Consider the following 22,852-nt stretch of genomic DNA (forward strand, 5'->3'; position numbering starts at 1 on the left):
CGCTGCGGGTGGTCGGGGCGGACGGCGGCGGCGGGCGCGCGCTGGCCGAGCCGGACGGCGGGCAGGTGACATGGGGCCTCGCGGAATTCATCGCGGCCGAGGAGATGGGCCGCTCGCGCGGCTTCTGGTGGGCGCCGGACAGCTCCGCGCTGCTGGCCGCCCGGGTGGACGAGTCGGGGGTGCAGCGGCGCTGGATCTCCGAGCCCGCGCAGCCCGACCGGGCGCCCGCCGAGGTCGCCTATCCGGCGGCGGGCACGGCCAACGCGGAGGTCACCCTCGCGCTGCTCGGCCTCGACGGCAGCCGGCGGGACGTGGCATGGGACCGGGAGCGCTTCCCGTACCTGGCGGCGGTGCACTGGACGGCCGCGGGCCCGCCGGTGCTGCTGGTGCAGGCGCGCGACCAGCGCACCCAGCGGTATCTGACGGTGGACCTCGCGACCGGCGCGACCGGGACCGCCGTCACCGAGGAAGATCGAATTTGGCTGGATCTTTTCCCCGGTGTGCCCGCTCTGCGACCCGACGGGACACTGCTGCGGATCACCGACGTGGACGGCGTCCGGGTGCTGATGGCCGGTGACCGGGTGCTCACCGGCGGCGAGTTGCACGTCCGGGCGGTACTGGACGCCGACGGCGGCGACATCCTGGTCAGCGCCTCGGCGGGACCGGACGCGGCCGACCCGGAGACCGGGCAGATCCACGTCCACCGGGTGACCCCGGACGGCGCGGTCCGGGTCAGCGACGAGCCGGGCGTGCATTTCGCGGTGCGCTCCGGCGAGGTCACCGTCCTGGTCTCCGCGGTGCCCGACCGGCCCGGCTCGGCGGTCCGGGTGCTGCGCTCCGGGCGTACGGCCGCCGTCGTCGCCTCGTACGCCGAGACACCGTCGCTCACCGCCCGGGTGCGCCTCACCGAGGCCGGCAAGCGGCGCATCCCGTGCGCGGTGCTGCTGCCCGCCGGGTATGCCGAGGGCGACGGCCCGCTGCCGGTGCTGATGGACCCTTACGGCGGTCCGCACGGGCAGCGCGTGCTGGCCGCGCACAACCCGCACCTGGTCTCGCAGTGGTTCGCCGACCAGGGCTTCGCGGTGATCGTCGCCGACGGCCGCGGGACACCGGGGCGCTCCCCCGAATGGGAGAAGGGCATCTCCGGCGGGCGGCTGGCCGAGGTGGTCCTCGACGACCAGATCGAGGCGCTGCACGCGCTCGCCGAGGTCCACCCGCTCGACCTCGGCCGGGTCGCCATCCGCGGCTGGTCCTTCGGCGGCACGCTGGCCGCGCTCGCGGTGCTGCGCCGGCCCGACGTCTTCCACGCGGGTGTCGCGGGGGCTCCGCTGACCGACCAGCGGCTGTACGACACGCACTACACCGAGCGGTATCTCGGCGACCCGGAGGAGCAGGCCGCGGCCTACGACCGCAACTCGGTCGTCACCGCCGACGGGATTCCCGGACTCGCCGAGCCGACGCGGCCGTTGATGATCGTGCACGGCTTCGCCGACGACAACGTCCTGGTGGCGAACGCGTTGCGGCTGTCCACGGCGCTGCTTGTGGCCGGCCGCCCGCACGAGGTGTTGCCGCTGTCGGGCGGCATCACGCACATGACCCCGCAGGAGCAGGTGGCGGAGAACCTGCTTCTCCTCCAGGTGGACTTCCTGCGCCGCTCGCTCCGCACCGGGGCGTAGTCCCCGCACCTTCCCCCGGTGGCGGGCCGGTCGCCCAATTCCCCCGCGCCCCCGAGGGGTAGCCACTTCGTGTGGCGTTCACGGTGGCGCCGCGCCGTGGTTGCGCGCGCGGTTCCCCGCACCCCCGCGGGGCTCGGCTCCTCTGCCGCGGAGGGCAGCCGTCAGGGGGCCGGGGGTACCCCCAAGCGAAGCCCAGCGGGCGGAACCGCGCGGCCGGCCGGGACGGCGCAGCCGGCACGCACCCACCGCAAGTGGAACCCCCCAGGCGAAGCCATGGGGCGGAACTGCGCTACCGGGCCCGCCACTCAGCGCGACCGCCCCCGGAGGGAATGGCGTGCGGTGACCAGGAACCGCGGTCCGTATATCGGTCAGACGACAGCTTTGTTGCTCGCGTGTTAACGCAATTCGCCCGGGCAAGTCCGACAAGTCCCCCCCCAGTCGGAGGCTGTCAAGCACGCCTGGACGTCAATCTGCTCAATGTTCGCTCAAGAAGCAGACGATCACGCTTTCTTCCTTCCACGCCCCCTTGACTGGAAGTTGCTTTCATTGCGACAGTCCGGGCAACTCGCGACGCGTCAGCCCGTCGCGCCGTCCCAATCCTGTAGCGGGGGCTATCGCGATGACGAGTTCCACCGAGACCACGGTCTCCGGCACGCCCGGAGAGCCGGATGAGGTCACCGCCGCCCCGCCCGCGGTCGCGGCCGAGCTGGTCGGCCGGTCACCCGGCCAGTTGATGTGGCGTCGCTTCAAACGCGACCGCACGGGGGTCATTTCGGCCTACGTGGTCGCGTTCTTCTTCGTGATCGCGATCTTCGCGCCGCTCATCGCGAAGCTGTACGGCAAGAACCCGTACACGCTGTACGGGCAGAACGAGCCCGGCCTGCTCAACGACTTCGGCTACCCGATCGCGCCCAACGGCGGTATCAGCAGCCGGTTCTGGTTCGGCATCGAGCCGAACCTCGGGCGGGACGTGTTCACCCAGCTGCTCTACGGCATCCGCACCTCGCTGGGCATCGCCGTCGCGGTGACGATCGTGGTGACGGTCACCGCGATCCTGCTGGGCATCTCGGCCGGCTACCTCGGCGGCCGGGTGGACTACTTCATCGGCCGGCTCACCGACCTGCTGATGGCCTTTCCCGCGCAGCTGTTCTTCGTCGCCGTCATGCCGGTGGTCACCGCGATCTTCGTGAGCCCGACCGACGAGACGCCGACGTACCTGCGGGTGGTGGCGCTGATCACGGTGCAGTGGTTCCTGGGCTGGATGGGTCTGTCCCGACTGCTGCGCGGCCAGGTGCTGAGCCTGCGGGAGCGGGAGTTCATCGAGGCGGCCCGGGTCACCGGGGCCTCGTCGTGGCGCATCGTCCGCCGCGAGCTGCTGCCGAACCTCGTCACGCCGATCCTCGTGCAGAGCACGCTGATGCTGCCCAGCTTCGTGACCGCGGAAGCCGGGCTGTCGTTCCTGGGTGTCGGGCTCGTGGAGCCCACGCCGGACTGGGGACGCATGTTCGCCCGCGGCGGTGAGGTCTATCAGAACGACCTCACGTACATGTTCTTCCCCGGGATCGCGATGGTGATCTTCATCGTCGCGTTCAACCTGCTCGGGGACTCGGTCCGGGACGCCTTCGACCCGAAGGCCGCGCGTTAGGGACACCGTTGTGGGGGCGGCGCAGCCCCGCACCGGACCGGCCAGGCAGCTCACAGCATCAACGAACAGGGGTGCAAGAACCGATATGAGACTCTACATGCGTAGAACCCGAGCGACGCTGGTGGCTGTCGCAGCCGGCGCGCTGGTCCTTACCGCGTGCAGCAGTGGCGGGGGCGGCGGTGACAGCACCGGCGAGAACAAGGACGCCAAGGCGAAGCAGAGCAAGAGCGCCCAGCAGCTGGCGGGCCAGATCACCTTCGGTGACGACGCGGCGTCGAAGGGCCCGGCCGAGCCGGTGCCCGGCGCGGTGACCGGCGGCACGATGAACGTCCTGGAGCGGGACAGCTACACCCACCTGGACCCGGCCCAGATATACGTGCAGAACGAGGGCCAGCTGGCGACGCTGATACACCGCGGCCTGACGACGTACAAGCTGGACAACAAGGGCACCTACACGGTGGTCGGCGACCTGGCCACCAACAGCGGTGAGCAGTCGGACGGCGGCAAGACCTGGACGTTCCACCTCAAGGACGGCATCAAGTTCTCCGACGGTACGCCGATCACGTCCAAGGACATCCGCTGGTCGGTGGAGCGGATGTTCGCCCCGTTCGTGACCAACGGCCCGGTCTACCTCCAGCAGTGGCTGGCCAACGTCAGCGGCACCGACTACCGCAAGCTGCTGCCGGACGGCCCGTACAAGGGCAAGCACCTGCCGGACTCGCTGCTGGCCACGCCGGACGCGAAGACCGTCGTCTTCCACTTCGCCAAGCCGCAGACCGACGCCCCCTACCTGTTCGCGATGCCCGGCTACTCGGTGGTCGATTCCGCGAAGGACACCCAGCTCAAGTACGACAAGGCGCCGGTGGCCTCGGGTCCGTACATGATCAAGAGCTTCGACCAGGGCAAGTCGATGTCCCTGGTGAAGAACCCGAACTGGGACCCGAACAGCGACCCGGCCCGGCACCAGTACGTGGACGGCTTCGCGATCACCTTCAACCACCAGTTCGAGGACTCCACCAAGCGGCTGATGTCCGACTCGGGTGAGAACCAGAACTCGGTGAGCTTCTCGAACCCGGTCGACACCGACAACACCCCGACCGTGGTGGGCACGCCGGCGATCTACAAGCGGACGGTGGCCGGTTACCAGCCCTTCGTCGGCCAGATCGACTTCAACATGAAGAAGGTCACCGACCTCAACGTCCGCAAGGCGCTGGCGCTGGCGATCCCGACCAAGCCCGTCTACCAGGCGCTCGGTGCGACCTACGGCGCCGAGTACGCGGGCGGCTACATCAGCCCCGCGCTGGCCGGCTACCAGAAGGCCGACCCGCTGGGCAAGGTCGCCAACCCCAACGGCGACCAGGTCGCGGCCAAGAAGATCCTCACGGACGCGGGCAAGCTGAACACCAAGATCACCTACGCGTACGTCAACAGCACGCAGGGCCAGCAGTATTCGGTGGCCATCGCCGCCGCGCTCAAGGCCGCGGGCTTCGACGTGCAGCGCAAGGAACTGCCGTCCGACACGTACTACGACCTGATCGGCAAGGTCGACAACCCGTACGACATCTACTCGCAGGCGTGGGGCGCCGACTGGCCCAGCGCGCTGACGGTGATCCCGCCGGTCTTCGACGGCCGGACCATCTCCGACCAGGCGCCGAACTACTCGCACGTCAACGACCCGCACATCAACAGCGAGATCGACCGGATCTCGGCGATCACCGACCCGCAGCAGGCGCAGCAGGCCTGGTTCGCGCTGAACACCTACATCCTCACCAAGGTGATCCCCGCCGTGCCGACCGTCTACTACAAGCAGCTCCAGCTGTTCGGTTCCAAGGTCGGCGGTGCCGTCTACAACAACATGTTCTCCGGCATCGACGCGACCAAGCTCTACCTCAAGAAGTAACCACCCCGCGCACAGTCCCCGTGGGGCCGGACACCGTCCGGCCCCACGGGGGCGCCGCCCGGTCCGCCACCGCCGCCGTCCTCAGAGAGCTGCGACCGCCATGCTTCGATTCCTCGTCCGCCGGACGCTCGGCGCTGTGGTCATCCTGCTGTTCATCAGCGCCTTCACCTTCTTCCTGTTCTTCGCGATCCCCCACGATCCGGCGCTGTTGTCCTGCGGAAAGAACTGCACGCCCGACAACCTGCGGATCATCCACCACAATCTGGGCCTCGACCACCCGGTGCCGGTGCAGTACTACAACTTCATGACGCGGATCTTCACCGGTCACCGCTTCAGCACCGGCAACTGCCCCGCGCCCTGCTTCGGCTACTCCTTCGCCAACAGCGAGCCGGTCTGGCCGACCCTGATGGACCGGCTGCCCACCACACTGTCGCTGGCCGTCGGCGGTATGGCCGTCTTCCTGCTGATCGGCCTCGGTACCGGCATGCTCGCCGCCTGGAAGCGCGGCACCTTCGTCGACAAGGCGTTCAGCTCCGCGTCGCTGGTGCTCAGCTCGATGCAGATCTACTTCGTCGGCCCGATCGTGCTGGCCCTGCTGGTCTACAACAACCACATCCTGGACCAGCCCAAGTACGTGCCGTTCACCGACAATCCGGTGGCCTGGTTCAATGGCCTGCTGATCCCCTGGTGCGTGCTGTCGATCATCTTCACCGCGAACTACACCCGCATGGCGCGCTCCACGATGATCGAGCAGCTCCAGGAGGAGCACGTGCGGACCGCCGTGGCGAAGGGCATGTCCAGCCGCTACGTGTTCTTCCGCTACGCCTGGCGCGGCTCGCTGATCCCGATCGTCACCATCCTCGGCATCGACCTCGGGTCGCTGCTCGGCGGCGCGATGATCACCGAGTGGACGTTCCAGCTCACCGGGCTCGGGCGGCTCGCGCTCGACTCGGTGAACAAGACGGACCTGCCCATGCTGATGGGCGTGATGCTGTTCAGCGCCGCCCTGATCGTCCTGTTCAACATCATCGTGGACGCCGCCTACGCGTTCATCGACCCGCGCGTGCGGCTGTCCTAGGAGACCGTCAGTGACCACCATGACCAAACCGGAGGAAGATGCCGCCCCGGCCGCGTCCGACGCTTTTCTGTCGGTCCGCGACCTGTACGTGCGGTTCTCGACCGAGGACGGCGTCGTCAAGGCCGTCGACGGGCTGTCGTTCGACCTGGAGCGCGGTCAGACGCTGGGCATCGTCGGCGAGTCGGGCTCCGGCAAGTCGGTGACCAACCTGACCGTGCTGGGCCTGCACAACCCCAGGACCACCGAGGTCGCCGGCGAGATCGTGCTGGACGGCCAGGAGCTGACCGGGGCGAGCAACCGCACCCTTGAGCGGCTGCGCGGCGACAAGATGGCGATGATCTTCCAGGACTCGCTGACCGCCCTGTCGCCGTACTACACGATCGGGCGGCAGATCGCCGAGCCGTACATCAAGCACAAGGGCGCCAGCAAGCGGGAGGGCCGCGAGCGGGCCATCGAGATGCTGGAGAAGGTCGGCATCCCGCAGCCCAGGATGCGGGTGGACGACTACCCGCACCAGTTCTCCGGCGGTATGCGGCAGCGGGCGATGATCGCCATGTCGCTGGTGTGCAACCCCGACCTGCTGATCGCCGACGAGCCGACGACCGCGCTCGACGTGACCGTGCAGGCGCAGATCCTGGACCTGCTCAAGGACCTCCAGCAGGAGTTCGGCTCGGCGATCATCCTGATCACCCACGACCTGGGCGTGGTGTCCAAGGTCGCCGACGACCTGCTGGTGATGTACGCGGGGCGGGCCGTGGAGCGCGGTTCGGTCCGTGAGCTGATCAGCGAGCCGCAGCACCCTTACACCTGGGGGCTGCTGGGGTCGATGCCGCGGCTGCTGTCGGACGTGTCGGAGCCGCTGAACCCGATCCCGGGGGCGCCGCCGAGCCTGCTGTCCCCGCCGCCCGGCTGCGCCTTCCACCCGCGCTGCGGCTTCACCGACCTGGTGGGTGGCGCCCGGTGTTCGGTCGAGCGGCCGGAGCTGCCGCTCGGGCGCGGCTCCGCGTGCCATCTCACGGACGACCAGAAGCGGTCCGTGTTCATCGAGACGATTCAGCCGCGGCTCGGCTGACCGGTCACTGGGGCAGGCATCACATGAGCAACGACATCTCACTGTCCAAGGCGCCGGCCGGGGCCGCCGCCGCGGAACAGCCCGGCGAAACCCTGCTGCAGGTCAGCGGGCTCACCAAGTACTTCCCCGTCATGGGCGGCTTCCCGATCAAACGCCAGGTCGGCGCGGTGCAGGCGGTGGACGGCATCGACCTGGCCGTGCACGCGGGCGAGAGCTTCGGCCTGGTCGGCGAGTCCGGCTGCGGCAAGTCCACCACCGGGCGGCTGATCACCCGGCTGCTGGAGCCCACCTCGGGCAGCATCAGCTACCGGGGCCGGGACATCACGCACGCCACCCGCAAGGAGCTGGCGCCGGTCAGGTCCGAGATACAGATGATCTTCCAGGACCCGTACTCGTCGCTGAACCCGCGGCAGACGGTGGGGACGATCGTCGGCGGCCCGATGGAGATCAACGGCATCAACCCGCCGGGCGGCCGGGACAAGCGGGTCCGCGAGCTGCTGGAGACCGTCGGGCTCAACCCGGAGCACTTCAACCGCTTCCCGCACGAGTTCTCCGGCGGCCAGCGGCAGCGCATCGGGGTGGCCAGGGCGCTGGCGCTGGAGCCCAAGCTGATCGTGGCCGACGAGCCGGTCTCCGCGCTCGACGTGTCGATCCAGGCCCAGGTGGTCAACCTGCTGCAGAAGGTGCAGCGGGAGCTGGGCATCGCGTTCCTGTTCATCGCGCACGACCTGGCGATCGTCCGGCACTTCTCCGAGCGGGTCGCGGTGATGTACCTGGGCAAGATCATGGAGGTCGGCGACCGCGACTCGATCTACCAGCGCCCGCGCCACCCGTACACCCACGCGCTGCTGTCGGCGGTGCCGGAGGTGGAGCTGGAGGAGGGGCAGCAGGAGCGGGAGCGGATCCGGCTGGCCGGTGACGTGCCCTCGCCGATCAACCCGCCGTCGGGCTGCCGCTTCCGCACCCGCTGCTGGAAGGCCCAGGACAAGTGCGCGGAGCAGGAGCCGCCGCTGGTCCAGCTGGGCGGCGCCGCCGACGGGCATCTGACCGCCTGCCACTTCCCCGAGGAGCCGACGATCGCCGCGCGCGGCGAGGACATCGTGATGGACCCGGCACTCGCCGCGTTGGAGGACGCCTCCGACCGTCCGGAGTGAGCCGCCGTACGGACCGCGCCGAACGGCCCCGGCGCGGTCCGTACGGCTCGTGCGCGGCGCACCGGCACGGCCGCGGGCCGGCTCACTTCCCGCGCGGTACGACCTGCCGCTCCTCCGCGAAGTGGCACGCCGAGTCGTGCTCGGCGGGACCCGCGGTGCCGCGGAAGACCTCGGGCACCGCGAGCAGCGGCTCCTCGACCACGCAGCGCTCCTGCGCCTTCCAGCAGCGGGTGCGGAAGCGGCAGCCGGACGGCGGATCGGCCGGCGAGGGCACGTCCCCCACCAGGATGATCCGCTCCCGGTACTCGCGCGCCTCGGGGTCGGGCACCGGCACCGCCGACAGCAGCGCCTGGGTGTACGGGTGGGTGGGGTGGGAGTAGATCTCCTCGTCGGCGCCGATCTCCACGATCTTGCCCAGGTACATCACCCCGATCCGGTCGGAGATGTGCCGGACGATCGACAGGTCGTGTGCGATGAACATGTAGGACAGGTTGAACTCGTCCTGCAGCTTCTCCATCAGGTTGACCACCTGGGCCTGCACCGACACGTCGAGCGCCGAGACCGGCTCGTCGGCCACGATGATCTCGGGCCGCAGCGCCAGGCCCCGGGCGATGCCGATGCGCTGGCGCTGGCCGCCGGAGAACTGGTGCGGATAGCGGTTGATGTACTCCGGGTTCAGGCCGACCACGTCCAGCAGGTCCCGCACCCGCTTGCGGCGGTCGCCCTTGGGCGCCACCTCGGGGTGGATCTCGTACGGCTCCCCGATGATGTCGCCGACCGTCATCCGCGGGTTGAGCGAGGTGTACGGGTCCTGGAAGACCATCTGGATGTTGCGCCGGACGGTTTTCAGCGCCTTGCCGGACAGCCTGGTGATGTCCTCTCCCCGGTAGCGGATCTCCCCCGCGGTCGGCTGCTCCAGGTTCATCAGCAGCTTGGCGACGGTGGACTTGCCGCAGCCGGACTCGCCGACGATGCCCAGCGTCTCGCCGGGGAAGAGGTCGAAGGACACCCCGTCGACCGCCTGGACCGCGCCGACCTGCCGCTTGAAGACGATGCCCTGGGTCAGCGGGAAGTGCTTGACCAGGTTGCGCACTTCGAGGATCGGCTCGCGCTCGGCGGGAGTGCGATCGGGCGGCTCAGGCCTTGTCGGCTGCGACGCTGTCGTCACCGAGGGTCTCCTTCCAGAAGTGGCAGGCGCTGGCCCGGTCCTGGCTGACCCGGTAGAGCGGCGGCACGTCGGTGCGGCAGATGTCCCGCGCCCGCGGGCAGCGCGGGTTGAAGGCGCAGCCCGGCGGGATGTGCAGCAGGTTCGGCGGCAGGCCCTTGATCGCGTACAGCTCCCGGCCCTTCTGGTCCAGCCGCGGGATCGAGTCGAGCAGGCCCTTGGTGTACGGGTGGGCGGGCGCCCGGTAGATGTCGTGGACCGGCGAGGTCTCCACGATCCGACCGGCGTACATCACCGCGATCTTGTCGGCGACGTCGGCGACCACCCCGAGGTCGTGGGTGATCAGGATCAGGCCCATGTTGTACTCGCGCTGGAGCTCCGCGAGCAGGTCCATCACCTGGGCCTGCACGGTGACGTCGAGCGCGGTGGTCGGCTCGTCGGCGATGATCAGCTCGGGTTCCAGCGCCATCGCCATGGCGATCATCACCCGCTGCCGCATACCGCCGGAGAACTGGTGCGGGTAGCTCCTGACGCGCTCCTTGGCGGCCGGGATGCGGACCCGCTCCATCAGCTCGATCGCCTTGGCGCGGGCCTGCTTGCGGGACATTCCGCGGTGCACGGTGAACATCTCGCCCAGCTGCTCCCCCACGTCGAGTACCGGGTTGAGCGAGGACAGCGCGTCCTGGAAGATCATCGCCATCCTGGCGCCGCGCACCTTGCGGCGCTCCTCGGTGCCCAGCGTGAGCAGGTCGCGGCCCTGGAAGAGGATCTTCCCCTGGGTGACGAAACCCGGCGGGGAGTCCAGGATGCCCATGATCGCCTGGGCGGTGACCGACTTGCCGGAGCCCGACTCGCCGAGCACCGCCAGCGTCTCGCCGGCGTCGACCGCGTATTCCACGCCGTTGACGGCCCTGGCGGTGCCTTCCCTGGTGCGGAATTCCACGTGCAGATCACGTACGTCGAGCAGCGGGCCGATGCCCGTACCGCCGTTCTCCGTGCTCGGCTCGACACTTGTGGCCATATCGGCGGGCTCCTCAGCGCAGCTTGGGGTCGAGGGCGTCGCGCACCGCGTCGCCGAGCATGATGAACGCCAGGACGGTCAGGCTCAGCGCGCCGGCCGGCCACAGCAGCATGTGCGGGGCGTTGCGGATCTGGCTGGACGCGTCGGAGATGTCGATCCCCCAGGAGACGGTCGGCGGTTTGAGGCCGACACCGAGGTAGGACAGCGTGGCTTCGAGGGCGATGTACGTGCCCAGCGCGATGGTGCCGACCACGATCACCGGGGCGACCGCGTTGGGCGCGATGTGCCGCAGCAGCATCCGGGAGTTGCCGGCGCCCAGGGCTCGGGCGGCCTGGACGTAGTCGTTCTCCCGGGCGGTGATGACCGAGCCGCGGGCGATACGGGCGATCTGCGGCCAGCCGAGCAGCACCATGAAGCCGACCACCGGCCACACCGTGCTGTTGGTGACCACCGACAGGAACACCAGGCCGCCGAGCACCACGGGGATGCCGAAGAAGACATCGCTGATCCGGGACAGGATCGAGTCCCACCAGCCGCCGAAGAAGCCGGCCAGGCCGCCGAGCACGCTGCCGAGCAGCACCACGCCCGCGGTCGCGCACACGCCCACGGTGACCGAGGCGCGGGCTCCGTAGACCACCCGGGTGTAGACGTCGCGGCCCTGCGTGTCGAAGCCGAACGGGTGGCCGGGCGCCGGCCCTGCCTGCGCTTTGAGCAGGTTGGCCTGCAGCGGGTCCTGGGTGGCGATGGTGCCGGGCCACAGCGAGATGAAGACCAGGAAGAGGATGATCAGCACCGAGATGATGAAGATCGGGTTGCGCCTCAGGTCGCGCCAGGCGTCCGACCACAGGCTGCGCGGCTTGCCCGTCGGGCCGCCCGCGTCCTGGCCCTGTCCCGGCTCGCGCTCCAGGGCCGCCGCGTCGGAGGCCGCCAGGTCCATGCCGCCGCCGTAGCCGCCGCCGGGCGCGATGGGCCCCTGCTCGGGGTCCAGCGGATTGCTGTCAGGCATAACGGATCCTCGGGTCCAGGACCGCGTAGAGCAGGTCGACCAGCAGGTTCGCGATCAGGAACACCAGCACCAGGATGGTGACGAAGCCGACCACGGTCGGCGCGTTGTTGCGCAGGATGCCCTGGTAGAGCTGGTAGCCGACGCCGTGGATGTTGAAGATCCGCTCGGTGACGATCGCGCCGCCCATGAGGAAGCCGATGTCAGTGCCGATGAAGGTCACCACCGGGATCAGCGAATTGCGCAGCAGGTGCCTGACGATGATCCGGCGCCGCGGCAGGCCCTTGGCGACGGCGGTGCGCAGGTAGTCGGCGCGGGTGTTCTCGGCGATCGAGGTGCGGGTCAGCCGGGTGACGTAGGCCAGCGACACCAGGGCGAGCACGAGGCCGGGCAGGATCAGCTCGTTGAAGGGCGCGTCCGGCGACACCGAGGGGCTGGTCCATTTGAGCTGGACGCCGAAGAGGTACTGGAGCACGTAGCCGGTGACGAAGGTCGGCACCGAGATCACGATCAGGGTGAGCAGCAGCACCCCGGTGTCGACCGGCTTGCCGCGCTTCATGCCGGTGAGCACGCCCAGGGTGATGCCGATGATGATCTCGAAGAGGATCGCCACGATGGTCAGCCGGATGGTGACAGGGAAGGCGCTGCCCATCAGGCTGGTGACCGACTGCCCGTTGAAGGCGGTGCCGAAGTCGCCGGTGAAGATGTTCTTCATGTAGATCAGGTACTGCTTCCACAACGGGTCGTCGAGGTGCAGGTCGTGCCGGATCTGGGCGGCGGTGGCCGGGTCGGGCGCACGGTCGCCGAAGAGCGCGGCGACCGGGTCGCCGAGCGCGTAGACCATGAAGAAGATCAGGAACGTGCTGCCGATGAACACCGGGATCATCTGGAGCAGCCGCCGGATCACATAGCGTCCCATGCGGAGCCTTCCGGGGAGTTCCGGGGAATGTGGGGGCCGGGGGCCGCCGCTGCCGGTGCGATGTCCGGTGCGGCGGCTCCCGGCCGCGGTGTCACTTGACCTTGATCTCGTTGTAGACGGGCACGCTGAACGGGTTCAGGGCGACATTCGAGAGGTTGGCCGAGTAGCCGGCACTGCCGTTCTGGTACCACAGCGGGATCGCGGGCATGTCGGTGACCAGCTGCTTCTCCGCGTCCTGGAACTTGCTGACGGAGTCGGCGGTGGAGGAGGCGGCGTTCGCCTGGTTGACCAGCTTGTCGAAGTTGGCGTTGCTGTAGTGCGAGTCGTTCGAGGAGGCACCGGTGAAGTACTGCGGCTGCAGGAAGTCCTGGATCAGCGGGTAGTCCATCTGCCAGCCGGCCCGGAAGGGGTCGTTCATCTGCTTGCTGGTGATCCGGTTGCGGAAGTCGGCGAAGGTGCCGACGGGGGCGCCGACGCAGGCCTTGTTGTTGCCCAGCGCGTTGTTGATGCTGTTGCAGACCGCGTCGACCCAGGTCTTGTGGGAGCCGGTGTCCGCGTTGTACGAGATGGTGATCCTGCCGCCGGGCAGGCCGCCGCCCTCGGCGACCAGCTGCTTGGCCTTGGCCGCGTTGTAGGTGCACTCGGCACCGCACAGCCCGGCCTTGTAGCCGCCCGCGCTGCCGAGCACCGGGGAGGTCCAGTCGGTGGCCGGGGTGCGGGTCTGCTGGAAGATCGTGTCGGTGATCTGCTTGCGGTCGATCGCCATCGACAGGCCCTGCCGGACCTTCGCGGAGTTCGCCGACGACCAGCGCGAGCTGTACAGCGGGAAGGCGATGGTCTGGATGATGCCGGCCGGCACGTTGATGTAGCGGTCGCCCAGGTCGCTCTTGACGTTCCGCAGCTGCGCGACCGGGATGTCGTCGACCAGGTCGATGTTGCCGGCCTGGAGGTCGGTGTACGCGGTGTTGTTGTCGGTGTAGACCCGCAGCTCCACCCCGCCGTTCCGGGCCGGGTCGGGACCCTTGTAGCCGTCCCACTTCTTCAGCTCCATCTTGGAGCCCTTGGTGTACGACGAGATCGCGTACGGGCCGTTGCCGACCGGCTTGGCCAGCCACGCCGTGCGGTTGCTGAAGAACGCCTTCGGCAGCGGGTAGAAGGCCGCGTAGCCCAGTGTGTCGGGGAAGAGCGCGAACTTCTGGTTCAGCCTGACCTTGAACTCGGTGTCGGAGACCTTCGTCAGACCGGACAGCGTGGTGGCGGTGGACTTGGCGCCGTTGGTGTCCGGGTGGACCTTGTCGTAACCGTCGATGTACTGGAAGAAACTCGCGTTGAGCTGGGCGTTCTTCAGCAGCGTGTCGTAGTTCCAGGCGTTGATGAAGGAGTCCGCGTTGACCGGCTCGCCGTTGCTGAACGTCCAGCCGCTCTTGAGCTTGATGTCGAAGTTCTGCGAGTCCGAGGTCGTGATCGAGTCGGCGATCATGTTCTCGGCCTTGGCGGTCTTCGGGTTGTACTGCTTCAGGCCGCGGAAGATCATGTCCAGCACCTTGCCGCCCTGCACCTCTGTGGTGTTGGCCGGCTCCAGCGGGTTCTGCGGGTCGCCCCAGGAGGCCCGTACGATGCCGCCGCCGCTGCCGCCCGTCGAGCTGCCGCTACCACCGCTGTCACTGCTGCCGCCGCAGGCGGCGGCCGTCAGGGCGACGGCTGTCACGCCGACGGCCCACTTCACGCGCGTGGCTCCGCGCATCGCGTGCCTCCTCATGGGTCACAAATGACACTTCGTTACCCATGACACAGCAATTGCGGCAAAGCCGCACTTCTACTCCTGCGTGTCGCGTACCCAATGCGTTGGCCAGAGCGCGACACGACGTCAGAAGGGGCGCCCCCCGGCGGGGGCGCCCCTTCTGACGTCGTTGCGGCGGGACCGGATCAGGCCGCGCCCACCACGTCCTTCTCCTCGGCGAAGTGGCACGCGGACTCGTGCGCCGCCGGAGTGTCGGCGTTCACGAAGCGGGTCGGGATCGCCAGCAGCGGCTCCTCCGTCGCGCACCGCTCCTGCGCCTTCCAGCAGCGGGTGCGGAAACGGCACCCGGACGGCGGGTTCGCCGGCGAGGGCACGTCGCCCGACAGGATGATGCGCTCCCGGTGGTCGCGCGCCTGGGGGTCGGGCACCGGCACCGCGGACAGCAGCGCCTGGGTGTACGGGTGGGTGGGGTGCTCGTAGATCTCGGCGTCGGTGCCGATCTCGGCCATCTTGCCCAGGTACATCACGCCGACCCGGTCGGAGATGTGCCGGACGATCGACAGGTCGTGCGCGATGAAGATGTAGGACAGGTTGAACTCGTCCTGGAGCTTCTCCATCAGGTTGATGACCTGCGCCTGCACCGACACGTCGAGCGCGGAGACCGGCTCGTCGCAGATGATGATCTCCGGGTTGAGCGCGAGGCCGCGGGCGATGCCGATGCGCTGGCGCTGGCCGCCGGAGAACTGGTGCGGATAGCGGTTGATGTACTCCGGGTTCAGACCGACGACGTCGAGCAGCGCCTCGACCCGCTTGCGGCGGTCGCCCTTGGGCGCCACCTCGGGGTGGATGTCGAAGGGCTCCCCGATGATGTCGCCGACCGTCATCCGCGGGTTCAGCGAGGTGTACGGGTCCTGGAACACCATCTGGATGTTGCGCCGGACCGCCTTCAAGGCGCGCCCGGACAGCTTGGTGATGTCCTGGCCCTTGTAGAAGACCTCGCCCGCGGTGACCTGCTCCAGGTTCATCAGCAGCTTGGCGACGGTGGACTTGCCGCAGCCCGACTCGCCCACGATGCCCAGCGTCTCGCCGGCGTAGAGCTCGAAGGAGATGCCGTCCACGGCCTTGACCGCGCCGACCTGCCGCTTGAAGACGATGCCCTGGGTCAGCGGGAAGTGCTTGACCAGGTTGCGCACCTGGAGGATCGGCTCACGGTCGGCGAGCACGGCCGCGGCGGACTCGGCCACCAGCATCTCGGGCGCGGTGACCTCGCCGGCGACGGTCTCCGCCGCCGCCGAGGACTCGGGGTCCTTGGAGAGGGTGGGCTCACTCACCGAGAGTCTCCTTCCAGAAGTGGCAGGCGCTGCCGCGCGCGGGGCCGACCGGGTGCAGCGGGGGCACGTCGGTACGGCAGATGTCCTGCGCCATCGGGCAGCGCGGGTTGAACGCGCAGCCCGGCGGGATACGCGTCAGGTTGGGCGGCAGGCCCTTGATCGCGTACAGCTCCTGGCCCTTCTGGTCCAGCCGCGGAATCGACTGGAGCAGGCCCTTGGTGTACGGGTGGGCGGGCTTGGCGTAGATGTCGTGGACGGGGGCGTCCTCGACGATCCGGCCGGCGTACATCACCGCGATCTTGTCGGCGACGTCGGCGACCACGCCCAGGTCGTGGGTGATCAGGATCAGGCCCATGTTGTACTCGCGCTGGAGCTCCGCGAGCAGGTCCATGACCTGCGCCTGGACCGTCACGTCGAGGGCCGTGGTCGGCTCGTCGGCGATGATCAGGTCGGGTTCGAGGGCCAGCGCCATGGCGATCATGATGCGCTGGCGCATACCGCCGGAGAACTGGTGCGGGTAGTCGCCCACCCGCTCCCTGGCGGCCGGGATGCGCACCCGGTCCATCAGCTCGATGGACTTGGCCTTGGCGTCCTTGCGGGACAGGCCCTGGTGCACCCGGTACATCTCGCCGAGCTGGTAGCCCACGCTCAGCACCGGGTTGAGCGAGGACAGCGCGTCCTGGAAGATCATCGCGATCTTCCGGCCGCGGATCTTCCGCCGTTCCTCGCCGGACATCTTGAGCATGTCGCGGCCCTGGAAGAGGATCTCGCCCTTGGGAATCCGGGCCGGCGGCATGTCGAGGATGCCCATGACCGCCTGCGCGGACACCGACTTGCCCGAGCCGGACTCGCCGAGCACCGCCAGCGTCTCGCCGGCGCTCACCGAGTAGTTGACACCGTTCACGGCCTTGGCGACGCCGTCGCGGGTGTGGAATTCCACGTGCAGGTCGCGTACTTCCAGCAGCGGCGCCAGCTTCGCGTCGGGTGCGGGAACGTCCGATATATCGTCGATGACAGTCAACGTACGCCCTCCTAGCGCAGCTTGGGGTCGAGGGCGTCGCGGACCGCGTCGCCGAGCAGGATGAACGCCAGGACCGTCACGCTCAGCGCGCCCGCGGGCCACAGCAGCATGTGCGGGGCGTTGCGGATCTGTTCCGCGGCCGAGGAGATGTCGATACCCCACGAGACGGCCGGCGGCTTGAGGCCGACGCCGAGGAAGGACAGTGTCGCTTCCAGCGAAATGAAGGTGCCCAGCGCGATGGTGGACCATACGATGACCGGAGCCAGCGCGTTCGGCGCGATGTGCCGCAGCAGCAGCCTGCTGTGGCCCGCGCCGAGTGCCTTGGCGGCCAGCACGTAGTCCTGTTCCTTCGCGGTGATCACCGCGCCGCGGGCGATACGGGCCAGCTGCGGCCAGCCCAGCAGGATGATGAAGGTCGACACGGTGGTCACCGAACCGCCCTTGACCGCGGAGAGGAAGACCACACCGCCGAGCAGGATCGGGATGCCGAAGAAGATGTCGCTGATCCGGGAGAGGATCGCGTCCAGCCAGCCGCCGAAGTAGCCGGCCAGGCCGCCGAGCAGCGCGCCGAGCACGGCCACACCCAGCGTCGAGAAGATGCCGACCTCGACCGAGGCGCGGGCACCGTAGACGGTACGGGTGTAGACGTCGCAGCCCTGCTGGTCGAAACCGAACCAGTGGCCGGCGCTGGGGCCGTTCTGCGAGTCGATCAGGTTGCACTGCAGCGGGTCGCGGCTGGCGATCAGGCCCGGCCAGATCGATATGACGATCAGGAACAGGATGACCAGGGCCGATATGTAGAAGACCGGCTTGCGGCGCAGGTCGTACCAGGCGTCGGTCCACAGGCTGCGAGGCTTGTCGCGCTTCTCCGGGTCGCCGAGCAGCGCGGCCGGTCCGCCGGTGGCGGCGACGGCGCTGTCGAGGATCACGGAGTCGGTGTTCTCAGGCATACCGGATCCTCGGGTCCAGGACCGCGTAGAGCAGGTCGACGAGCAGGTTGGCGGCCAGGAAGATGATCACCAGGATCGTCACGAAGCCGACGACGGTCGGCGGGTTGTTGCGCACGATGCCCTGGTAGATCTGGTAACCCACGCCGTGGATGTTGAAGATCCGCTCGGTCACCAGCGCACCGGCCATCAGGTTGCCGATGTCGGTGCCGAGGAAGGTCACCACGGGTATCAGCGAGTTGCGCAGCATGTGCACGGTGATCACCCGGCGCCGCGGCAGGCCCTTGGCCACCGCCGTGCGCAGGTAGTCGGCGCGCGAGTTCTCGGCGACCGAGGTGCGGGTCAGCCGGGCCACGTACGCCAGGGAGACACCCGCGAGCACGAGGCCGGGGACGATCAGGTCCTTGAAGGGCGCGCCCTCGCCGACCGAAGGATGGACCACACCCCACCTGACACCCAGGAGGTACTGGAGCACGAAGCCGGTGACGAAGGTCGGGATCGAGACCACGAGCAGCGTCATCGCCAGTACACCGGTGTCCAGGAACCGCCCGCGCCGCAGACCGGCGAACAGGCCGAGCGCGACACCGACGACCGCCTCGATGACGAAGGCCATGACGGTCAGCCGCAGCGTCACGGGGAACGCCGAGCCCAGCAGGTCGGTCACCGGCTGGCCGTTGGCCGCCGTGCCGAAGTTGCCGGTGAAGATGTGCCCCATGTAGATCGCGTACTGCTGCCACAGCGGATCGTTCAGATGCAGGTCGTGTCTGATCTGGGCCGCGGTTGCGGGGTCCGGCGTACGGTCTCCGAACATGGCGGCAACGGGATCACCGAGCCCGTAGACCATGACGAAGATCAACATAGTGGTTCCGATGAAGACCGGAACCATCTGGAGCAGTCGCCTGATGACGTAGCGCCCCATCTGCCCTCCAGGGATCGGGCAGACGTCGGCCGGGGCTTTTGGCCCCGGCCGACATCCACACCGCGAGCGGTTGTTTGTCAGTTCCCCCGCAAACGCGTCCGGACTTCTCCCCTGTCGGGCGCGCCTACTGCAGGTGGTGCTGGTTCAGGGTCAGTTGACCGTGATCTCGGTGAAGACGGGAACACTGAACGCGTTCTCGGTCACGTGCGAGACCTTGGACGACCAACCGGCCTGGCCGTTCTGGTACCAGAGCGGAACGACCGGCATGTCCTTGAAGACCTGAGCCTCTGCCTGCTGGTACAGCGAGGTCGCCTTGGCGGTGTCGGCTTCGCCGTTCGCCTGCTTGATCAGCGAGTCGACCGTCTTGTTGCTGTACTTCGAGTCGTTCGAGCTGCCGCCGGTCGCGTACAGCGGCGTCAGGAAGTTGTCGATCAGCGGGTAGTCCATCTGCCAGCCGGAACGGAACGGCTGGGTCATCTGGCCCTTGGTGATCTGGTTGCGGAAGTCCGCGAAGGTGCCGGTGGGGGCGCCGACGCAGGCCTTGTTGTTGCCCAGCGCCTGGTTGATGCTGTTGCAGACCGCGTCGACCCAGACCTTGTGGTCGGCGTCGGCGTTGTAACCGATCTTCATCTGGCCGCCGGGCAGGCCGCCGCCCTCCTGGATGAGCTGCTTCGCCTTGGCCGGGTCGTACTTGACCGCGTCACCGGCGAGGGTGCTGCTGTAGCCGCCCGCCGCGCCCAGCACCGGGGAGGTGAGGTCGGAGGCCGGGGTACGGGTGCCGCTGAAGATCTTGTCGGTGATCGTCTTGCGGTCGATCGCCATCGAGATGCCCAGACGGACCTTCTCCATGCCCGGCTTGTTCCACGCCGCCTCGTACATGGGGAACGAGAACGTCTGGATGATGCCGGCCGGCTGGTTCAGGTAGCGGCCGTCCAGGTCCGACTTGACGTGCGAGAGGTCCGCGGACGGGATGTTGTCCAGGACGTCGAGGTTGCCGGACTGCAGGTCCGCGTACGCCGTGTCGGCGCTGGTGTAGACCTTGAGCAGGACACCCTTGTTCTTCGGCTTGTTCGGACCCGTGTAGTTCGGGTTCGGAACGAGCTTCATGCTCGCGCCCTTGGTGTAGGACTCGACCATGTACGGGCCGTCGCCGACCGGCTTGTTCAGGTAGGCCGCGTGGTTGGAGAAGAACGTCTTGGGCAGCGGCGCGAAGGCCTTGTAGCCCAGGCGGTCCGGCCACGTCGAGAACTTCTGGGTCAGCTTGACCGTGAAGGTGTGGTCGTCCACGACCTTCAGACCGGACATGGTCTGCGCGGTCGGCTTGGCGCCCGGGTCGTCCGACGGGTGGACGGCCGCGTAGCCGTCGATGTCGGCGAAGAAGTACGCGTTCAGCTGCTTGTTGGTGACCAGCGCACCGTAGTTCCAGGCGTCCACGAAGGAGCCGGAGGTGACCGGGGTACCGTCCGAGAACTTCAGGTCCGGCTTGATCTTGATGGTGAAGTTCTGCTGGTCGGTCGTGGTGATCGAGTCAGCAGCCTCAAGGTTGGCCTTGCCGGAGGCGTCGTACTCCTTGAGGTTCATGAAGATCATGTCAAGGACCTTGCCGCCCTGCACCTCATTGGTGTTGGCAGGCTCGAGCGGGTTCTGGGGGTCGCCCCACCACGCTCTGACGATCCCGTCGCTTGATCCGCTGCTGGCCTTGCCCTTGTCCTTGTCCGAGTCGTCGCTCGAACTGCAGGCGGTCGCTGCGAGAGCGATGACGGCCGCACCTACGACCCACTTGGCGCTCTTGGCACCGCGCATGGGTTTGCCTCCTCAGGAGTCACTGTCGATACGTGAAAGGAAGGCCGGACGCTCACTGACACCCCTGACAGCGACTACGGCCTTCCTGTGCTCGTGAGTCGGCGCTCCCCATCAGCGCGTGACCCATTGACCCGAGCTCAACTTCGTCCCACTATCGGGCACGTTTGAAGTCGGATCGACACAGGGTTGGTCTCGCTTTGGTCACATCAACGGTGAGCACGTTCCAGAATCCGGACATTATGGAACGTAGACAGACACCGGCTAAATGGGCAGTGTGACCTATCTAACGGTGATTGATGTCCGGAAAGCGGACGCCATGAGGCCGCGCAAGAGGGGTCCAGGGAAGCCTGGACCCCTCACCGTCTCCTTGGTGGTTCAGTGAGCGTCAGCGCTTGGCACGGGATGCCGCGCGGCCCCGCTCCTTCTGGTCGAGGACCACCTTACGGATCCTGACCGTCTCCGGTGTCACTTCGATGCATTCATCGTCCCTGCAGAATTCCAAGGACTGTTCAAGAGAGAGCATCCGCGGCGGCACCAGGGACTCGGTGACGTCGGCGTTCGACGACCGCATATTCGTGAGCTTCTTCTCCTTGGTGATGTTCACGTCCATGTCGTCGGCACGGGAGTTCTCACCGACGATCATGCCCTCGTAGACCTCGGTGGTCGGCGAGACGAACAGCACCCCGCGCTCCTGCAGATTGGTCATCGCGAACGCGGTCACCACGCCGGCCCGGTCGGCGACCAGCGAGCCGTTGTTACGGGTGCGCAGCTCGCCGAACCACGGCTCGTGGCCCTCGAAGATCGAGTGCGCGATACCCGTACCGCGGGTCTGGGTCAGGAACTCGGTGCGGAAGCCGATCAGGCCGCGGGACGGCACGATCCACTCCATCCGGATCCAGCCGGACCCGTGGTTGGTCATCGTCTCCATCCGGCCCTTGCGGCTTGCCATCAGCTGGGTGATGGCGCCCAGGTGCTCCTCGGGCGAGTCGATGGTCATCCGCTCGATCGGCTCGTGGAGCTTGCCGTTGATCTCCTTGGTGACCACCTCGGGCTTGCCGACGGTCAGCTCGAAGCCCTCCCGGCGCATCGTCTCCACCAGGATGGCCAGCGCCAGCTCACCGCGGCCCTGCACCTCCCAGGTGTCGGGGCGCTCGGTCGGCAGCACCCGCAGGCTGACGTTGCCGATCAGTTCCCGCTCCAGGCGGGTCTGCACCAGCCGGGCGGTGACCTTGTGGCCCTTGCCGCCCTTGCCGACCAGCGGCGAGCTGTTCGTACCGATGGTCATCGAGATGGCCGGCTCGTCCACCGTGATCAGCGGCAGCGCGATCGGGTTCTCCGGGTCGGCCAGCGTCTCGCCGATCATGATGTCCGGGATACCGGCGACCGCGCAGATGTCACCGGGGCCCGCGCTCTCGGCGGGCTTGCGGGTCAGCGCCTCGGTCATCATCAGCTCGCTGATGCGGACGTTGGCGATGGTGCCGTCCCGCTTGATCCACGCGACGGTCTGCCCCTTCTTCAGGTGGCCCTGCTCGACCCGCAGCAGCGCGATACGCCCGAGGAAGTTGTCCGCGTCCAGGTTGGTCACGTGCGCCTGGAGCGGGGCCTCCTCGTCGTAGACGGGCGCGGGGACGGTGGACAGGATCGCCGAGAAGAACGGCTCCAGGCTGTCGCTGTCGGCCGGCACTGTGCCGTTCTCCGGCTTGGTCAGCGAGGCGATACCGTCTCGGGCGCACGCGTAGACGATCGGGAACTCGATCTGGTCCTCGTCCGCGTCCAGGTCGAGGAAGAGGTCGTAGGTCTCGTTGACCACCTCGTCGATCCTGGAGTCCGGGCGGTCGGTCTTGTTGATGCACAGGATCACCGGCAGCCGGGCCGTCAGCGCCTTGCGCAGGACGAACCGGGTCTGCGGCAGCGGTCCCTCGGACGCGTCCACCAGCAGCACGACCGCGTCCACCATCGACAGGCCGCGCTCGACCTCGCCGCCGAAGTCGGCGTGTCCCGGGGTGTCGATGATGTTGATCGTGACCGGGTCCCCGCCGTCCTTGGGGTGGTACTTCACGGCGGTGTTCTTCGCGAGAATGGTGATGCCCTTCTCGCGCTCCAGGTCGTTGGAGTCCATCATCCGGTCGTCCAGATGCTGGTGTGCGGCAAAGGCCCCGGCCTGCTTGAGCATGGCGTCGACGAGGGTCGTCTTGCCGTGGTCGACATGGGCGACAATGGCGACGTTACGAATATCGTGGCGCGTGGACATGCGGCGGCGCTTCTCCCGGAATCGTGGATGGCGTCGCGTTCCACTTCGACGCGCTCGCCCTTGCCGGGCAGAAGTCACGCCGCGGCCAAATCCCATGGTACGTGCCAGCACCCCGGGCTGTGCCCGGCCAAAGGACTCCGGGGCCCCGCCGTGGCCGAGCGCGCCATTCCCCGCGCCCCTGAAACGTGCCCTCCTCGGCAGCGGAA

17 protein-coding genes are annotated in these 22,852 nt (G+C 68.2%); 6 read left to right on the top strand and 11 right to left on the bottom strand.

The window, feature by feature from the left end:
• The 6 genes from V7E46_RS15930 to V7E46_RS15955 form a co-directional block, all read left to right on the top strand.
• Positions 1 to 1,676, top strand: a 1,676-nt coding sequence (locus V7E46_RS15930; RefSeq protein ID WP_333769030.1) for a S9 family peptidase, incomplete at its 5' end; no start/stop codon positions are given.
• A 619-nt stretch (positions 1,677 to 2,295) separates the two neighbouring features.
• Positions 2,296 to 3,321: an ABC transporter permease gene (locus V7E46_RS15935; protein WP_329175058.1), complete on the top strand. Its 1,026-nt coding sequence runs from the start codon at positions 2,296 to 2,298 to the stop codon at positions 3,319 to 3,321.
• A gap of 97 nt (positions 3,322 to 3,418) precedes the next feature.
• Positions 3,419 to 5,221, top strand: a complete 1,803-nt coding sequence (locus tag V7E46_RS15940) for an ABC transporter substrate-binding protein (RefSeq protein ID WP_333769031.1) — start codon at positions 3,419 to 3,421, stop codon at positions 5,219 to 5,221.
• 100 nt (positions 5,222 to 5,321) lie between these two features.
• Entirely contained in the window at positions 5,322 to 6,299 is a 978-nt protein-coding gene (locus V7E46_RS15945) for an ABC transporter permease (protein WP_329175061.1), read from the top strand.
• A 10-nt stretch (positions 6,300 to 6,309) separates the two neighbouring features.
• Complete coding sequence (locus V7E46_RS15950; RefSeq protein ID WP_329175062.1) at positions 6,310 to 7,371, top strand: ABC transporter ATP-binding protein; 1,062 nt, start codon at positions 6,310 to 6,312, stop codon at positions 7,369 to 7,371.
• Between the two features lie 23 nt (positions 7,372 to 7,394).
• Positions 7,395 to 8,525, top strand: coding sequence for an ABC transporter ATP-binding protein (locus tag V7E46_RS15955; RefSeq protein WP_329175063.1), 1,131 nt, complete (start codon positions 7,395 to 7,397; stop codon positions 8,523 to 8,525).
• An 82-nt stretch (positions 8,526 to 8,607) separates the two neighbouring features.
• Here V7E46_RS15955 and V7E46_RS15960 read toward each other — a convergent pair whose 3' ends face one another.
• The 11 genes from V7E46_RS15960 to typA all read right to left on the bottom strand — a co-directional run bounded on the left by V7E46_RS15960 (position 8,608) and on the right by typA (position 22,646).
• Positions 8,608 to 9,693, bottom strand: coding sequence for an ABC transporter ATP-binding protein (locus tag V7E46_RS15960; RefSeq protein ID WP_329175065.1), 1,086 nt, complete (start codon positions 9,691 to 9,693; stop codon positions 8,608 to 8,610).
• Positions 9,662 to 10,711: an ABC transporter ATP-binding protein gene (locus tag V7E46_RS15965; RefSeq protein ID WP_333769032.1), complete on the bottom strand. Its 1,050-nt coding sequence runs from the start codon at positions 10,709 to 10,711 to the stop codon at positions 9,662 to 9,664. The genes V7E46_RS15960 and V7E46_RS15965 overlap by 32 nt, the downstream gene beginning before the upstream one ends.
• A 13-nt stretch (positions 10,712 to 10,724) precedes the next feature.
• Positions 10,725 to 11,717 carry an ABC transporter permease gene (locus V7E46_RS15970; protein WP_329175068.1) on the bottom strand — a complete coding sequence of 331 codons (993 nt, stop codon included), beginning with the start codon at positions 11,715 to 11,717 and terminating at the stop codon, positions 10,725 to 10,727.
• Positions 11,710 to 12,633 carry an ABC transporter permease gene (locus V7E46_RS15975; RefSeq protein WP_333769033.1) on the bottom strand — a complete coding sequence of 308 codons (924 nt, stop codon included), beginning with the start codon at positions 12,631 to 12,633 and terminating at the stop codon, positions 11,710 to 11,712. The genes V7E46_RS15970 and V7E46_RS15975 overlap by 8 nt, the downstream gene beginning before the upstream one ends.
• Positions 12,634 to 12,724: 91 nt before the next feature.
• Positions 12,725 to 14,377, bottom strand: coding sequence for a peptide ABC transporter substrate-binding protein (locus tag V7E46_RS15980; protein ID WP_333769034.1), 1,653 nt, complete (start codon positions 14,375 to 14,377; stop codon positions 12,725 to 12,727).
• A gap of 182 nt (positions 14,378 to 14,559) precedes the next feature.
• The gene (locus V7E46_RS15985; RefSeq protein WP_333769040.1) at positions 14,560 to 15,624 is read right to left on the bottom strand and encodes an ABC transporter ATP-binding protein; all 1,065 of its coding nucleotides are present in this window, start codon (positions 15,622 to 15,624) and stop codon (positions 14,560 to 14,562) included.
• Positions 15,625 to 15,697: 73 nt separating this feature from the next.
• Positions 15,698 to 16,726, bottom strand: a complete 1,029-nt coding sequence (locus V7E46_RS15990) for an ABC transporter ATP-binding protein (protein WP_329175072.1) — start codon at positions 16,724 to 16,726, stop codon at positions 15,698 to 15,700.
• An 11-nt stretch (positions 16,727 to 16,737) separates the two neighbouring features.
• Entirely contained in the window at positions 16,738 to 17,676 is a 939-nt protein-coding gene (locus V7E46_RS15995) for an ABC transporter permease (RefSeq protein WP_329175073.1), read from the bottom strand.
• Positions 17,669 to 18,592, bottom strand: coding sequence for an ABC transporter permease (locus tag V7E46_RS16000; RefSeq protein WP_329175074.1), 924 nt, complete (start codon positions 18,590 to 18,592; stop codon positions 17,669 to 17,671). The genes V7E46_RS15995 and V7E46_RS16000 overlap by 8 nt, the downstream gene beginning before the upstream one ends.
• Before the next feature lie 150 nt (positions 18,593 to 18,742).
• Positions 18,743 to 20,395, bottom strand: coding sequence for a peptide ABC transporter substrate-binding protein (locus V7E46_RS16005; RefSeq protein WP_333769035.1), 1,653 nt, complete (start codon positions 20,393 to 20,395; stop codon positions 18,743 to 18,745).
• A 385-nt stretch (positions 20,396 to 20,780) separates the two neighbouring features.
• A complete protein-coding gene (gene typA, locus V7E46_RS16010; RefSeq protein WP_329175076.1) occupies positions 20,781 to 22,646 on the bottom strand; it encodes a translational GTPase TypA in 1,866 nt (621 codons plus the stop codon).
• Positions 22,647 to 22,852 lie beyond the last annotated feature (206 nt).

Source organism: Streptomyces sp. IBSBF 2435, from assembly GCF_036815005.1.
Classification (GTDB): domain Bacteria; phylum Actinomycetota; class Actinomycetes; order Streptomycetales; family Streptomycetaceae; genus Actinacidiphila.

Bases quoted from the DNA above. Each gene is read 5' to 3' on its own strand.
- V7E46_RS16000 (WP_329175074.1), bottom strand. From the start codon at position 18,592: ATGGGGCGCTACGTCATCAGGCGACTGCTCCAGATGGTTCCGGTCTTC.
- V7E46_RS15980 (WP_333769034.1), bottom strand. From the start codon at position 14,377: ATGCGCGGAGCCACGCGCGTGAAGTGGGCCGTCGGCGTGACAGCCGTC.
- V7E46_RS15955 (WP_329175063.1), top strand. From the start codon at position 7,395: ATGAGCAACGACATCTCACTGTCCAAGGCGCCGGCCGGGGCCGCCGCC.
- V7E46_RS15945 (WP_329175061.1), top strand. From the start codon at position 5,322: ATGCTTCGATTCCTCGTCCGCCGGACGCTCGGCGCTGTGGTCATCCTG.
- V7E46_RS15940 (WP_333769031.1), top strand. From the start codon at position 3,419: ATGCGTAGAACCCGAGCGACGCTGGTGGCTGTCGCAGCCGGCGCGCTG.
- V7E46_RS15935 (WP_329175058.1), top strand. From the start codon at position 2,296: ATGACGAGTTCCACCGAGACCACGGTCTCCGGCACGCCCGGAGAGCCG.
- V7E46_RS15985 (WP_333769040.1), bottom strand. From the start codon at position 15,624: ATGCTGGTGGCCGAGTCCGCCGCGGCCGTGCTCGCCGACCGTGAGCCG.
- V7E46_RS15970 (WP_329175068.1), bottom strand. From the start codon at position 11,717: ATGCCTGACAGCAATCCGCTGGACCCCGAGCAGGGGCCCATCGCGCCC.
- V7E46_RS15965 (WP_333769032.1), bottom strand. From the start codon at position 10,711: ATGGCCACAAGTGTCGAGCCGAGCACGGAGAACGGCGGTACGGGCATC.
- typA (WP_329175076.1), bottom strand. From the start codon at position 22,646: ATGTCCACGCGCCACGATATTCGTAACGTCGCCATTGTCGCCCATGTC.
- V7E46_RS15975 (WP_333769033.1), bottom strand. From the start codon at position 12,633: ATGGGACGCTATGTGATCCGGCGGCTGCTCCAGATGATCCCGGTGTTC.
- V7E46_RS16005 (WP_333769035.1), bottom strand. From the start codon at position 20,395: ATGCGCGGTGCCAAGAGCGCCAAGTGGGTCGTAGGTGCGGCCGTCATC.
- V7E46_RS15995 (WP_329175073.1), bottom strand. From the start codon at position 17,676: ATGCCTGAGAACACCGACTCCGTGATCCTCGACAGCGCCGTCGCCGCC.